Origin of the sequence: Sanguibacter hominis ATCC BAA-789, from assembly GCF_012396185.1 — a bacterium.
GTDB lineage: Bacteria > Actinomycetota > Actinomycetes > Actinomycetales > Cellulomonadaceae > Flavimobilis > Flavimobilis hominis.
On record NZ_JAAXOW010000001.1, the window covers coordinates 511,405 to 530,923 of the forward strand.

The following is a 19,519-nucleotide window of genomic DNA, read 5'->3' on the forward strand; positions in this document are numbered from 1 at the left end:
CGCGCGTCAGAACGGAGCCCCCTCGGTGTCGCAGCGCCTCACCCACCGCCCGCCGACGGAGCCCGGCCGCAAGCCCGCACGCCCCGCCCCTGAGCCCGAGCAGGTCGCCCTCGCGGCGCGCCGCTCCATGCAGCTCGGGGTCGCGATGGTCTTCACCATGCTCCCGACGTTCGCGAGCTTCCCGGCGCGCATGCTGACGATCCCGTTCGGGATCGTCACGGTCGTCGTCGGCGTCCGCGCGATCGTCGCCGCCGTGCGCGCCCGCTCGGGCGGCCTGCTCCTGCCGGCCGTGTCTGCGGGGACGGTCCTCGCAGCGGTGTTCACCCTCTCCGTCGCGTCGACTCTGCTCGTGTGGGACATCCAGGACCGGGACGCTCGCTGCCGAGCCGAGGCGATCACGGTGCAGGCTCGCATCGCGTGCCAGGACCGGCTGAACGCAGACCTCGAGTCGTGGCGCGACGGCCTGCTCGAGCGCGCCCGAGGCGGGTCCGCGGACTAGTCGGCGCTCGACGCGGCGGTCGAGGCGGTCGTCGCCGTCCTCCCGGTCGCGGCCGTGGCGCCGGTCGCCGCCGTGGACCCTGTGGTCCCGGTGGTCGCCGTGCGCGACGTCGCGGAACTCGCGCCTGTCGCTGCCGTACGGCCTGTCGCCGCCGTGCGGCCCGTCGTCGCCGTGCGGCCCGTCGACGCCGTGCGTCCCGTCCCGGCGGTCCGACCGGTCGGCGTCGTGCGCACCGACCGCGCTGTCCTGGGTGAGCGGGTGGCGACGTCGGGCGTAGCGTCGTCTGGCGTAGCGTCGTACTCCGGCTCGGGCACGCGGCGCCAGCGGTCGCGGGTCACGAGGCTCCCCAGCCAGGCGCGCGTCGACTCGTGCCACAGTCCGAGCCACAGTGCCACGCCGAGGAACGTCTCGGCGGTCACGGCACCCGCGACGGCCCACCGGTCGGCGCCGACCTCCTGCATGCGGCCCGGGCCGACGGCCCCGCCCGCGACGGACGCGAGCGCACCGACGACGAGGCCCGCGCACAGCGCGGTCGTCACGGCCGCGACGGCTGCCTGCGGCCACGACATGCCGGGCAGACGGCGGCGCACGAGCACTCCCGCGACCATGCCGAACAGCACGACGAGCAGCGGAACCAGGGACCAGGCGGGGTGCACGTCGGACGTGCTGGGCAGCGCGCCGAGCAGAGGCACGACGGGCATGGGGCCGGCCTCTGCGGCGGTCGGGCCGAAGTGGCTGCCCGTGCCGACCACGAAGCCCGGGCCCGCGATCCAAGCCGTGCCCCACGCGACGAGGTTGCCCACGTACGTCGCCTGCGCGGCCGCGAGGACGACCGCGTCGAAGCCCGTGACGCCGAGCGCCGTGACGACGTCCATCGAACGGGAGCGTCCGAGGAACATCCACAGCAGGGCGAGGAAGGACGCCGCGACCACGAGGAGCCCGGTCACGACGAGCCCGCCGCGCACCCCCACCCTGAGCGCGGCGGGGAGCCGGTCGGTGAGCGGCCGCAGCACGCCCGCTGCGCGCAACCCGTCCGGGTGCACCACAGACGCGGCGCCGAGCGCGACGCCGGAGACGAGCACGCCCCCGAGGACCGCCATGCCGGCCTGTGGCAGGCCTGCGTGCCCGGACACGAGCATCACGAACAGGACGATCGCGGTGTACGTCCCCACACCGGCGCCCCACGCCGCGAGCCCGGGGTGAGCGGTACGTCGTGCGGAGCCGTAGCAGAGCAGCCCAGCGAGCAGGGACAGGCCGAGCGGGACGAGCGAGACGTCCGTCCCGCCGACGACGAGCGGGACACCGTGCGCGAGGAGCCACAGGCCGGCTCCCGTGGAGGCTGAGGTCGTCCACTCGACGCCCTGGTTCGTCGGCTCGCCCGAGGAGAGCACGAAGACGATGACGGCGGGCAGGACGAGCAGCGCGAGCGACGCGATGGCCGCCTGCACGGCAGCGAGCACCCCGGTGACCCAGGGTGCTGTCTCAGAGGTGCGGGGCTCGTGCGCTGCGCCGTCCTCGATGACGCGGCGGCGCCGGCCCAGGACGGCGAGCGCGCCTGTCGGTGCGCTCACCCGCCCATCGTCGCCCACGCGTCCGACATGGCGACGACCCGACACGCACCACCACGGGTCTCACACACACCGCGCCGGAACACAGACGCGACAGCGCCCGCCGGGACGTGGTCCGGGCGGGCGCTGTCGTGCTTCTGCTCAGCTCAGGCGGAGAGGATCTCCCGCATGATCGCGGCAGTCTCGGACGGCGTCTTGCCGACGCGGACACCCGCGGCCTCGAGGGCCTCCTTCTTCGCCTGCGCGGTGCCGGACGAGCCGGACACGATCGCGCCTGCGTGGCCCATCGTCTTGCCCTCGGGGGCGGTGAAGCCCGCGACGTAGCCGACGACCGGCTTGGTGACGTGCTCCGCGATGTACGCGGCCGCGCGCTCCTCGGCGTCGCCGCCGATCTCGCCGATCATGACGATCGCCGCGGTGTCCGGGTCCTGCTCGAACGCCTCGAGCGCGTCGATGTGCGTGGTGCCGATGATCGGGTCGCCGCCGATGCCGATCGCCGTCGAGAACCCGAAGTCACGCAGCTCGTACATCATCTGGTAGGTCAGCGTGCCCGACTTCGACACGAGGCCGACCTTGCCCGGGCCCGTGATGTCTGCCGGGATGATGCCGACGTTCGACAGCCCGGGGCTGATGAGCCCGGGGCAGTTCGGACCGATGAGGCGGACACCCTTGGCCTGCGCGTGCGCGAAGAACTCCGCGGTGTCCGCGACGGGGATGCCCTCGGTGATGATGACGACGAGCGGCATGCCCGCGTCGATCGCCTCGATGACAGCAGCCTTGGTGTGCGCCGGCGGGACGAAGATGACCGACACGTCTGCGCCGGTCTTCTCGATGGCCTCGGCGACCGTCCCGAACACGGGGACGTCGACGGAGGCGTCACCCTTCGGGAACGTCACGGACGTACCCGCCTTGCGCGGGTTCACGCCCCCGACGATGTTCGTGCCCGAGGCGAGCATGCGCGTCGTGTGCTTCTGCCCCTCGGAGCCGGTCATGCCCTGGACGACGACCTTGGAGGCGTCGGTGATGAAGATTGCCATGTCTCGTTCGCTTCTCTCTTGTCCGGGCCGGCTCAGGCGTTGGCCAGCTCGGCGGCCTTGTCGGCCGCGCCGTCCATGGTGTCGGCCAGGGTCACGAGCGGGTGGTTTGCCGCCTCGAGGATGCGACGACCCTCGGCGACGTTGTTCCCGTCGAGACGCACGACGAGCGGCTTGGTCGCGTGGTCCCCGAGGATCTCGAGCGCCTTGACGATGCCGTTCGCGACCTCGTCGCACGCGGTGATGCCACCGAAGACGTTCACGAACACGGACTTGACCTGCTCGTCACCGAGGATGACGTCGAGGCCGTTCGCCATGACCTCGGCGGACGCGCCGCCGCCGATGTCGAGGAAGTTCGCCGGCTTCACGCCGCCGTGCTTCTCCCCGGCGTACGCGACGACGTCGAGCGTGCTCATGACGAGGCCCGCACCGTTGCCGATGATGCCGACCTGGCCGTCGAGCTTCACGTAGTTGAGGTTCGCGGCCTTGGCCTTCGCCTCGAGCGGGTCGGTCGCGGCGGCGTCCTCGAGCTCGGCGTGGTCAGCGTGACGGAAGGCCGCGTTCTCGTCGAGCGAGACCTTGCCGTCGAGGGCGACGATGTCGCCCGACTCGGTCAGGACGAGCGGGTTGACCTCGACGAGGGTCGCGTCCTCGCCCTTGTAGACGTCCCACAGCTTGATGATGACGTCGGCGACCTTCGCCGCGATCGAGGCGTCGAAGCCGGCGGCCGCGACGATCTCGTCAGCCTTGGCCTGGTCGATGCCGACCTGCGGGTCGACGGGCACCTTTGCGAGCGCCTCGGGGCGCTCGACGGCGAGCTGCTCGATCTCCATGCCGCCCTCGACCGAGCACATGGCCAGGTAGGAGCGGTTGGCGCGGTCGAGCAGGACGGAGAAGTAGAACTCCTGGGCGATGCTCGCGCCCTCGGCGATCATCACGGTGCGCACGACGTGGCCCTTGATGTCGAGCCCGAGGATCTCCTCGGCGCGCTGCTGCGCCTCGTCGGCGGACTTCGCGAGCTTGACGCCGCCGGCCTTGCCGCGGCCGCCGGTCTTGACCTGCGCCTTGACGACGACGACGGGCGAGTTCCCGCGAGCGATCAGATCCTCAGCACCGCGGCGGGCCTCTTCGGGGGTCGTGGCGACCACGCCACCGAGCACGGGCACGCCGTGCTTCTCGAAGATGTCGCGCGCCTGGTATTCAAACAGGTCCACCCTGCGTGTCCTTCCATCGGCCGGCTCGGATGTCTCGACATCGAGACACCTCCGCCTAGCGTAGACCGGAACGAGATGTCACGGGACCTCGGCCCTGTGTAGCCCACCTCACACCTGCCCGGTCGTGGTGTCAGTCGTTCTGCCCTGTCCCGTCGTCGCAGGGTTCGGTCGTCTCGCCGCACATCAGCATCCCGACCGGGACCTCGAGAAAGTACGCACGTCCGTCGACCACGTACCGGATCCGCACGCCCAGCCAGCCCCCACCTGCGGGCCCTTGGGCCTCGAGGCCGACGACGACGTGCTGGAGCGGGCGGTCGTCACCGCATTGGAACGTGAACTGGCCCTCCGAGATCGGTGCCAGAACGGCGTCAGGCGGGATGTGGGCGGGGTACCCGTCTGCCGAGATGAACGGGTCCTCCGACGCCCCCACCGTGTGGATCATCGCGGGGAGGTTGCGCACGTCGCCGATACGTTCGACGGGCTCGACCGCGATGATCCGGGCGCTCTCCCCGTACGCGAGGCAGACGAAGACCCCGAAGCTCTTCGAGGCCTCCGTCGGTGTCCGCGTCAGTGTCGAGGTCGACCACGAACCTCCCGAGATGGAAGCATCCGCCGAGGTCCCGTGCCGGAGCGGTTGCTCCGCCTCGACGAGCGTGGGCCAGCGGGCGTCGACGTCATCGCCCCGGGCGCACCCGCCTGACCACGGTACGAGGACGATGACGGCCGCGGCAGCCGCGGCCGAGCTGAGCAGGCGACGACGCGACGGCATGACACCCCTCCCCCTGGGCGGCCCTCAGGACCGCGATGGCACGACCGTGTCACGAGCGAGTATCGAGATCAATGGTCACGGCGGCAGCCTCGTTGGGCATCGCCCAGGTCTGGCCGAGTCTGGACGACAGCGCGCTCGCCGTCGAGATCGACGCCCTCAGCCGAGCGGACCCTCCGCGAAGGCGGCGCGGGCGAAGCGCTCGCCGACGAAACGGTGCGTGTCGGCGTCGGGGTGGAGGTTGTCGCGCAGCGGGTGCGCGGCCTCGTCCTCGGCGCCGTACAGCTCGAGGCCGTCGAGCAGGTGCAGGTTGGGGTCGGTGCGGCGTCGCTCGGCGACGATGCGGGCGGTCTCGGCGCGGATCGTCTCGAGGGTGAGCCGCCCGGCGGGGACCTCGGCGGGATCGCCGGTCGCACGGAAGCCGAGCCGTCCCTCCGCGAGGGCTTCAGGGTCGAACGCGCCGGGGCCGGGCGTCGTCTCGTGGATCGCGCAGTGCAGCGGCGTGACGACGAGCAGCGGGGTCGTGGGGTGGCCGTCGCGGACCGTGTCGATGAACCCGTGGAGGCCTGCGCGGAACGCGCGCATCCGCATGACGTCGGCGTTGACGATGTTGATGCCGAGCGAGAACGAGATGACGTCAGCCGGGAGGTCGCGCATCGTGCGCGCGACGAACGGGTCGAGCAGGGCGGCGCCCCCGAACCCGAGGTTCGTCAGCTCGAGCCCTGCGAGGCGCGCCGCGACCGCAGGCCAGGTTCCCGTCGGCCGGGCGGCGTTGGAGCCCTGACTGATCGAGCTGCCGTGGTGCAGCCAGGTCCGCCGCTGCTCCGCGACCGGCTCGACAGGAGCGTTCGCGCGGACCTCGACGATCTCGAGCGTCTCGTTGTGCGGAAGCCACACCTCGACGTCCTTGACCACGGGGGCGAGGCCGGTGAACGACGCCGTGAAGTCCTCCCCTGGGATGAACGTCGGCTGGCCGGTCACCATGTCGAGCTCGGTCGTGCTGCCGCCGGACGACCGCTTGCGGGCGACCACCTCGCCGTCGACGACGAGGTCGACGCTCCCGTCGGGACGCGCGGGCGCGCCCGCGTAGGTCACGCGGGTCCGGTGCGCCACGAGCTCGACGGACGTCGCGGCGGTGCGCAGGACGACGCGGACGCCAGCTCCTTGCGCCTCGACCATCGCCAGCTGCGGGTCGGCCGCCTGCTCGACTGCCCATGCGGGCAGACGGTGCAGGGCCACGCCCCGCTCGGTCGGCTCGAGGCGCAGTGCGCCGCGGACATGCTCGAGGTCCAGCGGGACGGTGTGCCAGGTCGTGTCAGTCATCAGGTCCCTGTCTCGGTGAGCGGAGTAGCGACGGATCGCCCGGAACCACCGGGCGGGTGTGCATCTGGGCGATCCGTGCGTCTGGTCGTCGTGCTAGAGCTTCGTGACCGGCGAGTAGCGGAGCAGCAGGCGCTTGACGCCGTCGACGCCGAAGTCGACCTTGGCGACCGCGTTGCGGCCGGCCCCCTCGACGAGGACGACCGTGCCGAGGCCGTACGAGTCGTGGGTGACCCGGTCCCCGATCGCGAGGTCCGGGACGTCCCCCTCGGGCCGTGCGTTGCCCGAGCCGAACGACGGCGACGGCGGGTCCTCACGCCGGGTCCGCACCGGACCTGAGCGCGCACCGCTGCCACCCGCAGAGCCGTAGCCGCCTGACCCGTACCCGCCCGAGCCGTACGAGCCCGACCCGCCCGACGAACCGCCGTAGAGCGATCGCCCACCGCCGTAGCCGCCCCGGAGGGTCGACATGCTCGACTCCCGCCGACGCCAGTCCATGAGGTTCTCAGGGATCTCGTCGAGGAACCGGCTCGCGGGGAACTCGTTCGCCTGGCCCCACGCCGACCGGACGGCGGACCGCGTCAGGTAGAGACGCTCGCGCGCGCGGGTGATCCCCACGTAGGCGAGGCGCCTCTCCTCGGACAGCTCGCTCTCGTCGTGCAGCGAGCGCATGTGCGGGAACGTGCCGTCCTCGAGGCCCGTGAGGAACACGACCGGGAACTCGAGACCCTTCGCCGTATGCAGGGTCATGAGCGTGACCATGCCCTGCTCGACGACGGGCCGGCCGTCGCCGTCGCCCGCCGCGTCGTCGGCGGACGGGATCTGGTCCGAGTCGGCGACGAGCGAGACACGCTCGAGGAAGTCGGCGAGGTCGCCCTCGGGGTCGAGCTGCGAGAACTCCGTCGCGACGGCGTGCAGCTCGGCGAGGTTCTCGACACGCGTCGCGTCCTGCGGGTCCTCGCTGCCACGCAGCTCGGCGAGGTAGCCCGTACGGTCGAGGGCGGCCGCGAGCACGTCAGCCGGCTTGGCGCCGGAGTCCGCGAGCGCGCGCAGCTCGGCCATGAGCTCCGCGAACGCGCGCAGCGGGTTGAGCGTGCGGTTCGTCAGACCAGGGATCTCGTCCGCGCGCTCGAGTGCTGCGCCGAAGGACACACGCTCGCGCGCAGCGAAGCCCGCGACCGCGGCCTCGGCGCGGTCACCGAGCCCACGCTTGGGGACGTTGAGGATGCGACGCACGTTGACGTCGTCGTCCGGGTTGGCAATCGCCCGCAGGTACGCGACCGCGTCCTTGATCTCCCGGCGCTCGTAGAAGCGCGTGCCACCGACCACCTTGTACGGCAGGCCGACACGGATGAGCACCTCCTCGAGCGCCCGGGACTGCGCGTTCGTCCGGTAGAAGATCGCGACGTCGCCCGGACGGACGCTGTCCGAGTCGTGGAGCCGGTCGATCTCCTCCGCGACGAAACGCGCCTCGTCGTGCTCGTTGTCCGCGGTCCAGCCGACGATCTTTGCGCCGTCGCCCGAGTCCGTCCAGAGCTTCTTCGGGCGGCGGTCCTCGTTGCGGGCGATCACGGCGTTCGCCGCCGACAGGATCGTCTGCGTCGAGCGGTAGTTCTGCTCGAGGAGGATCGTGCGCGCGTCCGGATAGTCGGCCTCGAACTCGAGGATGTTGCGGATCGTCGCGCCGCGGAAGGCGTAGATCGACTGGTCCGAGTCGCCGACGACGGTCAGCTCGCCCGGCGGCAGCGCGTGCGGTGCCTCGGCCGTCGGCCCTGTGCCCGTGAGCTCGCGGACGAGCATGTACTGGGCGTGGTTCGTGTCCTGGTACTCGTCGACGAGGATGTGCCGGAACCGGCGGCGGTAGTGCTCCGCGACGGCGGGGAACGCCTGCAGCAGGTGCACGGTCGTCATGATGATGTCGTCGAAGTCCAGGGCGTGCGCCGCGCGCAGCCGCGCCTGGTAGCGCGTGTACGCGCTCGACAGCACCGAGTCGAAGCTCGCGCCGCCCTGCGCATCCTCGGTACCGCCGACCTTCTTCGCGTAGTCCTCCGGGTCGACGAGCTCGTTCTTGAGGTCCGAGACCTTGTTGAGCAGGACGCGCGGCGGGAACTTCTTCGGGTCGAGGTCGAGCTCGCGCGCGACGAGCGTCATGAGCCGCTGCGAGTCCGCGGCGTCGTAGATCGAGAAGCTCGACCGCAGGCCTGCGTGCTCATGCTCGCGGCGCAGGATGCGCACGCACGCCGAGTGGAACGTCGAGACCCACATGCGCTGCGCCTGCGGGCCGACGAGCGCCTCGACACGCTCGCGCATCTCGGCGGCGGCCTTGTTCGTGAACGTGATCGCGAGGATCTGGCTCGGGTATGCCCGGCCGGTCGCGAGGAGGTAGGCGATCCGGTGCGTGAGCACGCGCGTCTTCCCCGAGCCGGCACCCGCGACGATGAGCAGCGGCGAGCCTGCGTGCTCGACCGCGGCACGCTGCTCCGGGTTGAGCCCCGTGAGGAGGGCCTCGGCGTCGGCGCCCGGTGCGTCCTCCGGCTCCGTGTCCTCGAAGGTGCGCGGCGCGACCGTCGGCAGGCGTGCCTCGCCGAGCTGGCCGAATCCGGGCAGGGACAAGGAGTCGAAGAGAGATGTCATAGCCCGTCAAGGGTACGTCGAGCCGCTGACACCGTGGAGGTGGCCCCGACGCGCGGGCCGCCACACGCTGGCACATAATGTCGACGCCGACCACCGTCGGACCCGACCCCACCCTGGAGAAGAAGTCGATGCAGGCCACGACGCCGGAACGACCGAGCACGATCCGCACCGTCCTCGCGCTCGTCGCCGGTGCGCTCACATGGGTCCCGATGTACTTCGTGGCCGTCGCGGTGATCAGCGCGACGGTCGGGGACGACCTGTCGAGGCTCGGTGGCGCCCTGCTCCTGGCGGGCATCGCCGCACCGCTCGTCTCGGCGACGGTGACGGTGCTCGTCCTCCCGCCGTCGACCCGGCGCCGCCTCCTGCCGGCGACCGTCCTCGGCACCGTGCCCTCGGCGCTCGTCATGACCGGCGTCGCGTGGAGCACCAACGTGGAAGCGAGCGGCCGCGGGTTCGACGTCGGGAGCGGGCTCGGTCGGAGCCTCGCGTTCGTCGTCGTGATCGCAGCGGTGACCGCGCTCGTCGTCGCGTGGCTCAGCCGACGCTCCTCGCGCAGCGCCTGACCGGCGCGGTCAGGAGCGCGTGACGGGCACCTCGGTCACGGTGGGGAAGCCCGGTACGTCGACGGAGACCGTCGTGGTCGCTGGATCGAGCGGCGGCAGCGTCGCGTACACCGTGACCCAGTCACCGTCGAGCGTCTTGGGCGAGGCCGAGCACAGGCAGAACGTGCCGTCAGGCGGCGTCTTCCCTTCGGCAAGACCGAGGTAGGGCAGCAGCACCGTCTGCGCGGCCGGGTCGGTGACCGACAGGTCACGGACGTCCATGGTCAGCGGGGACCACTCGTTGAACGCGTCGAGCGGAACCGTCTCCTCGGCTCCGGACGTCGTGCGCAGCGTGACAACGAGCCGGGTGCTCGACTCCCCTGCCTCGACCGCGACGACACCGGCCTGCGCGTCGAAGGTTCCGTCGCCGGTGTCGGGGATCTCGCCCTCGACGACCTTCATCGGCTCCGTCTCGCCGACCTGCTCCCCCGCCATCGCCTCGACGTCGGCGACGGTCGGGCCCTCGAGCTCGGTAGCCGTGGCCCCGGGAGTGGGCGTGCTCACCGAGCCAGATGCCGTGGGTTCGGGCGCGTCGTCGCCCGTGCAGCCCGCGACGAGAAGTGCCGCGGCGAGGAGGCAGAGCGCTCCGCGCGCCCTCTGGGCGCTTCTCGGCGTGGTCATCACTTCGCCACCTCGTAGTCGACGGTCACGCGCCGGTTCTTCGCCTTGCCCGCGTCCGTCCCGTTCGAGGCGACGGGCTCCGACTGACCGCGCCCCGCGACCGTGATCGTGACGCCCGGCACGGTCGTCGTGATGAGGTCCGCGACCGTCTGGGCGCGGCGCTCCGACAGCTCCTCGTTGCCGATCCGCTCGTCCGGGACCGAGTCTGTATGACCCGTGACCTTGACCGTGGTCGCGCCGCGCTCCGCGATCGTCTTGCCGAGCGCCTCGACCTTGGCCTTGCCCTTGGCTGACAGCGTCCACTCGCCCGACGCGAAGAAGAAGTCGGCGGCGAGGTTGACCGAGACCTCCTCGGTCGTCTCCTCGGTCGTCGTCGCCTCCTCGGTGTCCGCGACGCGCGACATGAGCGCGAACGTCGACCGTCCAGGGTCCGCGGACGCCACGACGTCGGCGGGAGGAAGGGCCGGCCATCCCTCGCCGAGCGGGACGAGATCGCTGTCCACCGCGGGTTCCAGCGCGCCGTCCTCGACCGGGACGTTCGTGACGCTCACGCCCCACTCGAGCTGGACGTCCACCGTCGTCGTCGAGGCGGGCAGCTCGGGGAGCATCGCGTACACGACGACGAGACGGCCCGGGTCTGCCGTCAGCTTCGTCGTGTCGGACACGAGACCGCCAGATCCCTCGACGATCAGCGGACGGTACGCCGTCAGCCCGACAGGGTCCGTCACCGTCACGGCCGCCGCCTGGCCGATCTTGAAAGGGTGCGTGCCTGGCTGGAACGCGAGGTTCGTGCGCAGCTGCGCGCCCGACGCCGTCGCTGTTCCCACCGAGTAGTACACCGCCGTCGCACCAGGGACCCGCCGCACGGCGTGCACGGCACCGACGACCCGGACGCCCGACGCCTTGCCGAAGTGCGGATAGGTGAAGGTCCCAGCGACCGGAATCTCGGGTGCCGCGGGAGCCCCCTCGCCGGCTGCCTGGGTCGCGCCGAGGGTGAGGCCGACCAGGACGGTCGCTGCCACGAGCCATGTGCGTCTCACGAAAGAATGCCCCCTGAGGACTGGTCGGACGGCCAGGTCGGGGACCATCGTCCACCGGCGTGAGAGGTGCGGCAACCGCGGGCTCGATGCTGCGCCTCAGGTCAGCAGCACGCCGACGACCCAGGCGCCCGCGGCGACGAGCGCACCCGCGAGCTCGACGAGGATCGTGATGCCCGTCGCGTGCAGCGCGACGCGCGTCGCAGCCCACGCGGCCTGAGCGTCCTTGCGGCGGGCGAGCTCGGCGAGGAACACTCCGAGAGGGAACCCGAGCAGCAACCCGACGACAGGGACCACGAAGAACCCGACGATGCCGACGACGGCGCCCCACACGAGCGTCGAGCCGGGGACGTCCGCCTTGCGCAGGTGCTTCCCGGCGAGGACGTACTTGCCGACGGCCGCGAGCGCGACGGCCGCGACGCCCACGGCGAAGGCGGTCCACGCGACCCAGCCGCCCGTGAGGATCGCCCAGACGACCACGGCGCCGAGCACGATGAGCGAGCCCGGCAGGACCTGGACGACGACACCGACGAGCCCGAGCAGCACGACCAGCCCGACGAGCACCTCTCCCCACGCATCCACGGGACCACACTAGGTGCGGGTACGGGGCCGCGCCCGTGTCGGAGCCGTGCCCGGACGCACGAGACCCGGAGCACCGTCGTGGCGCTCCGGGTCTCGTCGGTGCTGTGCGGCGTCAGGCCGTGTGGGTGTTGCCCCAGCCGATCGCGAGCGAGACGTTGAGGACGACGAGGGCGAGGATGCCGCCGATGTAGCCCTTCGTGACGCGCTCGGGCTTCTTCTCACCCAGCACGGTCATGACCGTGATGACGATCGTGACGAGCAGCTTGATGCCGATCTTCACCTGGTTGACGGAGCCGTCGTTCATCTCTTTGAGGCCGACCATGAGGACGCCGGTCACGAGCGCGGTGAGCGCGGCGTGGAGCGCCCCCTTGGCGATCTTCGCGTCCTTGAGGTTCGCGACGAGCGAGCCCAGGATGAAGGCCCACGAGAGGAGGTGGAGCACGAGCATGACCTTGTAGACGATGTCCATGGGCTCATCCTAGGAGAGGAACCGACGCGGTGTCAGTAAAACGTGATGACCTTCGTCACAGGAGCTTTCGTGCGGCCGCCCACCGCGTCAGCTCGTGCCGGGACGACAGCTGCAGCTTGCGCAGCACCGCCGACACGTGCGTCTCGACGGTCTTGATCGAGATGAACAGCTCGCTCGCGACCTCCTTGTACGAGTAGCCGCGCGCGATCAGCCGCATGACCTCCTGCTCGCGGGCCGAGAGCCGGTCCAGCTCGTCGTCGTGCACAGCGACGTCCGCCGCAGCCGTCCCGAACGAGTCCAGCACGAAGCCCGCGAGGCGCGGCGAGAACACCGCGTCGCCCGACGCGACCCGCACGACGGCGTCCGACAGCTCCGGCCCCGAGATCGCCTTGGTCACGTACCCGCGAGCGCCCGCCCGGATGACCGCCACGACGTCCTGCGCCGCGTCAGAGACCGACAGCGCGAGGAACCGCGTCACCGAGCGGACGTCCTCGCAGCGCGCGAGCACCTCGGCACCGCCGCCACCCTGCCCGCCCGGCAGGTGCACGTCCAGCAGCACGACCGACGGCCGCAGCCGCGAGACGAGCTCGACGGCCTCGTCGACGTCCGACGCCTCCCCGACGACGCGCACGCGTCCGTCGAGGCTCGCCCGGACACCAGCCCGGAACATCAAGTGGTCGTCCACCAGCACGACGTCGACCGGGAGACCCTCCCCGTCCCGCACCTGCGCCGACACCTGATCGTTCATCGCCCGCTCTTCCCGTACAGCCACCCGCGCGCCGATCGGCGCACCGGGACCACCGTACCGGGACACAGGGAGGCAGTGGAGGGCATTGCGACTGGTCAGGCGGCCAGGCCGCCGCAGGGCGCGTCGCGGCCGGTCAGCCCTCCGCGCTGCCCGGCGTCGGCGCGCCGACCGGGTCGTCGCGATGGATCGGCACGCTCAGGTGCACCTCGGTGCCCCGCTCCGGGCGGCACGTGATCGTCGCCTCCCCGCCACGACGCCGCACCCGGCCGAAGATCGACTCGCGCACCCCGAAGCGGTCCGAAGGGACCTGGTCGAGGTCGAAGCCCTCGCCACGGTCCCGCACGAACACCTCCGCGCGGTCGTCACGCACCTCGAGGTACAACGACACGGGGGGGCGGCCGTGCGCGACCGCGTTGACGAGCGCCTCGCGCGTAGCCTGCAAGAGCGCCGTCGTCGCCGCCGTCGGCACCCCGTCGCCGACGACGACCGTGTCGATCACCGCCGACGACGCCGTCTCCTCGTCGTCACCCCGACGGCCGTCCTCGACCTCCGCGACGAGCGCGCGCAGCTGCGCCGCGATCGACGTCCCCTCAGGCGGACGGTCCGCGTACAGCCACTCGCGCAGCTCACGCTCCTGCGCACGCGCGAGACGCGCGACGTGCTCCGGCCGGTCCGCCGAGCGGCGGATGAGGGCGAGCGTCTGCAGCACGGAGTCGTGCAGGTGCGCCGCGATGTCCGCACGCTCCGACTCGCGTGCACGTGCCTCCTGCTCCGACCGCAGCTGCCGCACCAGCCGCACCCACCAGGGCGCGAGCACGAGCGCGAGGCCCGCGATCACCGCGACTGCCGCGACCGCCGCGTCGACCACGACCACCCACGGCCGGCCGCCACCGACGAAGAGCAGGACGCCGACGAGGACGAGCAGCAGCCCGCCCGCGAGCTGGAGCAGCCCGTTCGGCGACCGCCCGCCCGCACGCGACAGCCAACGGCCGCGCTCGACCGAGTCGAGCTGCCCCCACGCGAGCGCGGCGCCCGCCACGACGATCATCGTCGGCAGCACCCACTTCACGTCGACGTGATGACCCGTGCGGTCGGCGACGAGGAGGACCGCACCCGTGAGCAGCAGGGCACCGACCGCGACGTCCTTGACCGGGATCGACCGGAACCGCTCCTGGAGGGAACGGCTGAGCCGCTGCGCCGAGACCGGCTGCGCGCTGCGCGCCGCCTCGGCCGGGTCCCCCTCGGGGACGAACAACCACAGGAAGAGGTAGAGCGCAGGGCCGGTCCCGCCGACGAGGGTCAACGCGACGAAACCCAGACGGACGAGCCGCACGTCGAGCGTGAGATGGGCCGCGAGACCTGAGGCGACACCGCCCACCCATCGGCCACGGCGCGGCCGCCGCAACGGCAGCCCGCCGGTGCGGGCCGCCGGTCCGACGCGGGGCGGAGGTGCGTTCATGGGACTGATCCTCGCACCGCAGCCGCGCTCTCCGGGACCCTGAGGCCGCAGGACCAGGGTCTCGGGGAGCAGAAGTCAGGGTCGGTTCAGGGAGACACCCGATGGTCCCGCCCGCACCGCCGGCGGCAGGCTGGAGCCATGGACACGACCAGCACCCCTCCCAGCCAGCCGGACCCGTCCGGCGCGGGCCCGGCCTGGCAGCCGGGGTCCCAGCAGCCGCCATACGGCTACACCGGCCAGACGCCGAACCCCGGCGCCGTGCCGCCCCCCGGGGGCGCACCCCGCACCCCGTCCAGCCCGTCGCTCGACGGCTTCTTCGACTCGATCCGCCGCTACGGCATCGTGCGGACGGACGAGCGGTGGGTCGCGGGCGTCTGCGGCGGGATCGCGCGGCGCTGGAACGTCGACGTCGCGCTCGTGCGCGGCCTCGCCGTCGTCTCCCTCCTCCTCGCCGGCGCCGGGCTCGTCCTGTACGGCGCCGCGTGGCTGCTCCTCCCCGAGGAGGCGGACGGCCGCTCACACCTGCAGGAGCTGTTCCGCGGCAACTTCGACATCGCCGTGGTCGGCGGCTTCCTCGCCGTCGTCATGGGCCTGTCGTGGGACAACCCGTGGCGCTGGTTCACGCCGTGGGGCGGCCCGATCGAGGGCCTCGCCTGGGCCGTGCTCGTCGGCATCGTGATCGTCGCGACGATCAGCGCGGTCTCCGGACGCCAGAACGGCCCCAAGCCGGGACCGGGCCCCGTGCCCCCGCCTGGCCAGGCCCCGTTCTCCGGCCCGACGCCGCAGCCTGGCCCGTACGCCGCAGCACCCTCGCAGGCGGGCCCCACCGCGCACGCGACGCCCCAGCAGGGGCCGTACACGACGCCGCCTCCCGCGGGCGCGTGGGCAGGCAGCCCTGCGCCCGCTCCGTCCCCGTCGACCGGGTCGTCGCAGTGGGACGAGCTGAACTCGTTCGTCGGCAGCAACCTCGGCGGCACCCCGCCGAGGCCCGCACCAGCGCCGAAGCCCCGCGGTCCCGTCGTCAAGGGCGCGGGTCCGGTCACGGTCAGCATCGTCGTCGGCGTCTCAGCGATCGTCGCGGCCGTCCTCCTCGCGCTCTCGCGGACCGGCGACTTCACGGGCCCCGTGCTGCTGACGTCGCTCGGTGTCCTCATCGGGCTCAGCGGGCTCGCGACCATGATCTCCGGCATCCGCGGACGCTCGACGGGCGCGCTCGGCGGGATCGCAATCCTCGCGATCCTCGCCGCCGGCCCGACAGCCGCGTGGCACTCGCTCGACCTCAACATCTCCGAGGCGCAGGGAGTCGTCATGGGCGACGAGAACTACTCGCCGACGTCGGTCGCGACCGCCGAGAAGGGCTTCGCGATGGGCCTCGGCAACTGGGTCCTCGACCTCACCGAGGTTCCCCTCACCCCGGGCACGACAGTCACGGTGCCCGCGACGTTCGCCGCAGGCGAGCTCACGATCCTGGTTCCGGAGGGCTCCGCGTGGACGGCCGGAGTCCGGCTCAACGCGGGCTCGGTGAAGGTGGTCGCGGGCGACGACCTGCACGGGTCCGACGGCGTGAGCGGCTCCGAGCGCCGCTACACCTCCAGCGCCGTCGAGGACGGCGCCACCCCGACGCTGGACCTGTCCGTCTCCGGGCTGGCCGGCCAGATCAGGATCGAGGAATCATGAGCACCGACGACACGACGCAGCCCCTGCCCACGACGCCGGGCACCTACGCCACGCGCCCCCTGCCCGCCGCCGACGCCGCCAAGGCCAAGGAGGGTGCAGACGGGTACGAGCAGGCACCGACGACCGAGGTCCTCCCCACCACGGACGCCGGCGACCTCGGCGAGCCAGCGGTCACCGCCGTGGACGACCACTCCGTCGATGCCGACGCCGCAGCCCAGGAGGACGACGCGACCCAGGACGACGACGACGCGGCCCCGGTGACCGAGGCCGCGAGCACCACCGAAGCGAGCCCCGCAGGCTCGGGCACGCCGGGCAGAGACGCCAGCGGCACCCCCGCCGGGTACGCCGCGAGCACCCCGGGCGGGTACACGACGGGCGGGTACACGACAGGCGGGTACCCGACGGGCGGCTACGCCCCCGGCTCCCCGACCGGCGCCTGGACGCCCTCCTCCCCCGCGCCGCGCGAGCCGCGCCCGGTCTCGACCGCGGTACGCACGTCGACGATCGTCTGGGGTGCGATCCTCGTGGTCGCCGCGATCGTCGTCCTCGCGACGGCCGCCGGGATGAGCCTCGACCTCGAGCTCGTCGGGATCTTCGTCCTCGGCGGTGCGGGCCTCGCCCTCCTCGTCGGGACGGTCGCGACGCAGGCGCGCCGCCAACGCTGAGGCGCCCGGCAGACGCTCAGCGGGACTCGGCCAGGGCCGCGCGCACGCGCGCGGTCGCCTGGCCGTCCCAGCCCTCGGGCTGGACGATCGCGGCCCACAGGTCGACGGCGTCCAGCCCGTAGGCGTGCCCGTGCCCGTCGGGGACGTCGAGCGAGAACACCATGTCGAGCGAGACCTGCCAGAACGTCACGACCGGGAACCAGCGCACGCCCGGGTCGACGTCGGGCCCCGACGGCTCATGGAGCCAGTCGGGGCGCTTCAGCAGCAGATCGGTCGACCACCACGTGACGGGGTCGCTCGCGTGCTGCCAGAACACGATCCGATGGTCGCCCCAGGGCGCGCCGTCGAGCTGAAGGTCCTCGGGTGAGGCTGCGAACCTGATCGCCGCGCCGCCGTCGACCACGGGCAGTCGCTCGAGGGACCCGGCGTCACGGTTCGCGGTGATCGTCGCCCACGGTTCGGCGAACCCGGGTGTGCCGACGAGCAGCGCTCCGTCGACGCCGGTGACGAGCGCCTCCGCGTCGGGGAAGGCCGCCTGGCTGCCGTACGACCCGAGGCTCTCGCCGAACACGACGAGCCGCGGTCGCTGCGCCTCAGGGATCGACGCGAGGCGGACCTGGACCGCCTCGAGGAGCGCCTGCCCTGCGGCGCGCGGGGTGTCGCGGTCGACGACGAACGCGACCGGGCTCGGCAGGTAGGAGTACTGCATCGCGGCGATCGCGCTGTCGCCGCTCGTCACGTGCTCGAGCGCGGACGCGATGGTCTCGTTGACCCAGCCGGTTCCCGTCGTCGTCGCGACGGCGAGCGTGCCTCGTCCGAACGCGCCCGTGCGGTCGAGCTCGGCGACGACGTGGGCGGCGACGTCGTGCACGTCGCCTTCTGGCCCGGCCGCGTCGCGGCCCGCGTAGACGCGGATCGGTTCGAGCGCCGCGCGCCGGGTGACCGCCGCGAGCGCCTCGGCGTCGCTGCCGCCTGCGACGAAGCGCCGTCCTTCGCTGCCGAGCGTCTCCCACCGCTCAGGGGACTCGGGAGACCCGGAGCGCAGCGGGCTCGTCGGTCGGACGACGCCTTGCGGAGTGTCCCGGTCGGCGACCTGGGCCGCCCGCTCGGCGGTAGCGACGAGGCCGCGCCGGACGGTCGCGTCGGCTGCGAGCACGACGAGGACGACGACGAGCATGACCCCGATGAGCCGCGCGACCGGCGCGGGCAGGAACCGGTCGAGGCGCAGGATGATCCGTTGGCAGAGCGCGCGGATACCGCGTGCGACGAACAGGATCGTGGCGGCGATCAGGAGCGCGAGCGGCAGCACCGCGAGGTACGTCCCGTACGGTGCGCTGGTCCTGCCGACGAGCTCGCGGACGATCTTCTGCCAGTACGTCCCCATGACGAGCGCGAGCGGGACGACGACGGCGCTCGTCCACCCGAGCACACGCCACCCGAGACGCCGGGTGCGCACGGAGAACCGAGGGCTCACGCCGCAGCCCCGCACCACCCACACGACGAGGCACCCCAAGCCGTACCCGATCACCGAGCTGAGCCCCGTCGCGACCGCCTGGAGGTACCAGGCGCGTGGGAGCAGCGACGGCGTCATCGACGCCGCGAAGAACGTGAGCGCGAAGGCGAGCGCGACGGGGTGCAACCTCTCGGCGTGCCCGTAGGCCCAGCCGATGACGGCGGTGCGTGCACGTGCGGGCATCTCCCGATGCTAGCGAGTGGCTCGCGCGGCACCCGGGGCGGCCGTGGAGATCTCTGGCTGCGGACGCAGCGAAGGGCCGCACCGTCGTGGTGCGGCCCTTCGTCAGGGGTGGTGCAGGGTGCGTCAGACCGTGTCGACGCGGGTCGCGGCGACCGGGGCGGCGGCGAGGCGCTGGAACGCGAAGCCGATGACCAGGAACATCACGCCGAGGCCCATGACCAGCGCGGAGACGCCGTAGGCAATGACCGAGCTGAAGAGCGAGGCGCGGAGGAAGGAGCCGTTCATGACCGTGTTGCGCTGGCCCTGGGCGGCGGCAGCCTGCTCGGTGTTGGAGATGACCTCGGGAGCGGCGGCGAGCTCGTTGAGCTTCGCGATGTCCATCTTGTCGACCGCTGCGGCGATCTCCTCGGAAGCGGTCGCGTCAGCGGCCTTCGCGGCGTCCTTGAACTCGGTGACCTTCGCACCGAGCTGGGCGTACGTGAGGCCGTCCGATGCCTTGAGCGCGTGCTTGTTGATGACCTCGGCCTGGGCGTAGGCGGTGAACGGGCCGCCGACCTTCTTGCCGGCGAGCATGTCGGCGTCGGCGGAGATCGTGATCTCCTCGGCCTTGAGCTGGCTGGTGATCATGCCCCAGACAGCGCCACCGGCGATGATCAGGACAGCACCGGCGATGAACGAGATGATCGCGACGATCGCGACCGGCTTGCTGGACTTGGCGACTGCAGCAGTCATGGTGTTTCCCCTCGTGGGCCGTCCCCCTTCTCGAGGGCCGGACTGTTTTCCGATGCCTCAAAACTAGAACGCCTCGCGGTCCCGCCAGGGGGACCAAGGGCTCAATTTTCACGGCTCTTCCAGACGAGTCTGGCAGCAAGGGCCCTTGGATCAAGACCAAGGTCCCGGCTCGGCGCGTCGAGGGCAGGACGAAGGG

At 72.2% G+C, this 19,519-nt stretch carries 18 protein-coding genes; 4 read left to right on the forward strand and 14 right to left on the reverse strand.

Features of this window, described 5'->3' with window-relative positions; translation table 11 throughout:
* Positions 1-25: 25 nt before the first annotated feature.
* Positions 26-499, forward strand: a complete 474-nt coding sequence (locus HF995_RS02350; RefSeq protein ID WP_168446200.1) for a hypothetical protein — start codon at positions 26-28, stop codon at positions 497-499.
* Here HF995_RS02350 and HF995_RS02355 read toward each other — a convergent pair.
* From HF995_RS02355 to pcrA, 6 genes are all read right to left on the reverse strand, one after another.
* Positions 496-2,070, reverse strand: coding sequence for a cell division protein PerM (locus HF995_RS02355; RefSeq protein WP_168446201.1), 1,575 nt, complete (start codon positions 2,068-2,070; stop codon positions 496-498). The two genes, HF995_RS02350 and HF995_RS02355, sit on opposite strands and share 4 nt — an antisense overlap.
* 143 nt (positions 2,071-2,213) lie before the next feature.
* Positions 2,214-3,104, reverse strand: coding sequence for a succinate--CoA ligase subunit alpha (gene sucD, locus HF995_RS02360; protein ID WP_168446202.1), 891 nt, complete (start codon positions 3,102-3,104; stop codon positions 2,214-2,216).
* A gap of 32 nt (positions 3,105-3,136) precedes the next feature.
* Positions 3,137-4,315 carry an ADP-forming succinate--CoA ligase subunit beta gene (gene sucC / locus HF995_RS02365; protein WP_168446203.1) on the reverse strand — a complete coding sequence of 393 codons (1,179 nt, stop codon included), beginning with the start codon at positions 4,313-4,315 and terminating at the stop codon, positions 3,137-3,139.
* A 130-nt stretch (positions 4,316-4,445) separates the two neighbouring features.
* On the reverse strand, positions 4,446-5,084 hold the full coding sequence (locus HF995_RS02370) for a hypothetical protein (protein WP_168446204.1): 639 nt from the start codon (positions 5,082-5,084) through the stop codon (positions 4,446-4,448).
* Positions 5,085-5,240: 156 nt separating this feature from the next.
* Positions 5,241-6,404, reverse strand: a complete 1,164-nt coding sequence (locus tag HF995_RS02375) for an SGNH/GDSL hydrolase family protein (RefSeq protein WP_168446205.1) — start codon at positions 6,402-6,404, stop codon at positions 5,241-5,243.
* Positions 6,405-6,497: 93 nt separating this feature from the next.
* Entirely contained in the window at positions 6,498-9,035 is a 2,538-nt protein-coding gene (gene pcrA / locus HF995_RS02380; RefSeq protein WP_168446206.1) for a DNA helicase PcrA, read from the reverse strand.
* Positions 9,036-9,112: 77 nt separating this feature from the next.
* On the opposite strand from pcrA, the gene HF995_RS02385 reads away from it, so the two are divergent.
* The gene (locus HF995_RS02385; RefSeq protein WP_168446207.1) at positions 9,113-9,598 is read left to right on the forward strand and encodes a hypothetical protein; all 486 of its coding nucleotides are present in this window, start codon (positions 9,113-9,115) and stop codon (positions 9,596-9,598) included.
* 9 nt (positions 9,599-9,607) lie between these two features.
* Here the strand turns inward: HF995_RS02385 and HF995_RS02390 are convergent, their stop codons facing one another.
* The 6 genes from HF995_RS02390 to HF995_RS02415 form a co-directional block, all read right to left on the reverse strand.
* Complete coding sequence (locus tag HF995_RS02390) at positions 9,608-10,258, reverse strand: hypothetical protein (protein WP_168446208.1); 651 nt, start codon at positions 10,256-10,258, stop codon at positions 9,608-9,610.
* On the reverse strand, positions 10,258-11,298 hold the full coding sequence (locus HF995_RS14025) for an OmpA family protein (RefSeq protein ID WP_168446209.1): 1,041 nt from the start codon (positions 11,296-11,298) through the stop codon (positions 10,258-10,260). Before HF995_RS14025 ends, HF995_RS02390 begins: the two co-directional genes overlap by 1 nt.
* A gap of 96 nt (positions 11,299-11,394) precedes the next feature.
* Entirely contained in the window at positions 11,395-11,877 is a 483-nt protein-coding gene (locus HF995_RS02400) for a DUF456 domain-containing protein (protein ID WP_168446210.1), read from the reverse strand.
* Positions 11,878-11,989: 112 nt separating this feature from the next.
* Positions 11,990-12,346, reverse strand: coding sequence for a hypothetical protein (locus HF995_RS02405; protein ID WP_168446211.1), 357 nt, complete (start codon positions 12,344-12,346; stop codon positions 11,990-11,992).
* Positions 12,347-12,401: 55 nt separating this feature from the next.
* Entirely contained in the window at positions 12,402-13,094 is a 693-nt protein-coding gene (locus HF995_RS02410) for a LuxR C-terminal-related transcriptional regulator (RefSeq protein ID WP_168446212.1), read from the reverse strand.
* A 133-nt stretch (positions 13,095-13,227) separates the two neighbouring features.
* Positions 13,228-14,553 carry an ATP-binding protein gene (locus HF995_RS02415; RefSeq protein WP_168446213.1) on the reverse strand — a complete coding sequence of 442 codons (1,326 nt, stop codon included), beginning with the start codon at positions 14,551-14,553 and terminating at the stop codon, positions 13,228-13,230.
* A gap of 138 nt (positions 14,554-14,691) precedes the next feature.
* Between HF995_RS02415 and HF995_RS02420 the strand changes: the two genes are divergently transcribed.
* Positions 14,692-16,230, forward strand: coding sequence for a PspC domain-containing protein (locus HF995_RS02420; RefSeq protein ID WP_168446214.1), 1,539 nt, complete (start codon positions 14,692-14,694; stop codon positions 16,228-16,230).
* Positions 16,227-16,895 (forward strand): hypothetical protein, encoded by a 669-nt coding sequence (locus HF995_RS02425; protein ID WP_168446215.1) that lies wholly within the window; start codon positions 16,227-16,229, stop codon positions 16,893-16,895. Before HF995_RS02420 ends, HF995_RS02425 begins: the two co-directional genes overlap by 4 nt.
* 16 nt (positions 16,896-16,911) lie before the next feature.
* Here the strand turns inward: HF995_RS02425 and HF995_RS02430 are convergent, their stop codons facing one another.
* Positions 16,912-18,591 carry an alpha/beta hydrolase gene (locus HF995_RS02430; protein ID WP_210727059.1) on the reverse strand — a complete coding sequence of 560 codons (1,680 nt, stop codon included), beginning with the start codon at positions 18,589-18,591 and terminating at the stop codon, positions 16,912-16,914.
* Between the two features lie 123 nt (positions 18,592-18,714).
* A complete protein-coding gene (locus HF995_RS13570) occupies positions 18,715-19,323 on the reverse strand; it encodes an aromatic ring-opening dioxygenase LigA (RefSeq protein WP_210727060.1) in 609 nt (202 codons plus the stop codon).
* Positions 19,324-19,519: the final 196 nt, after the last annotated feature.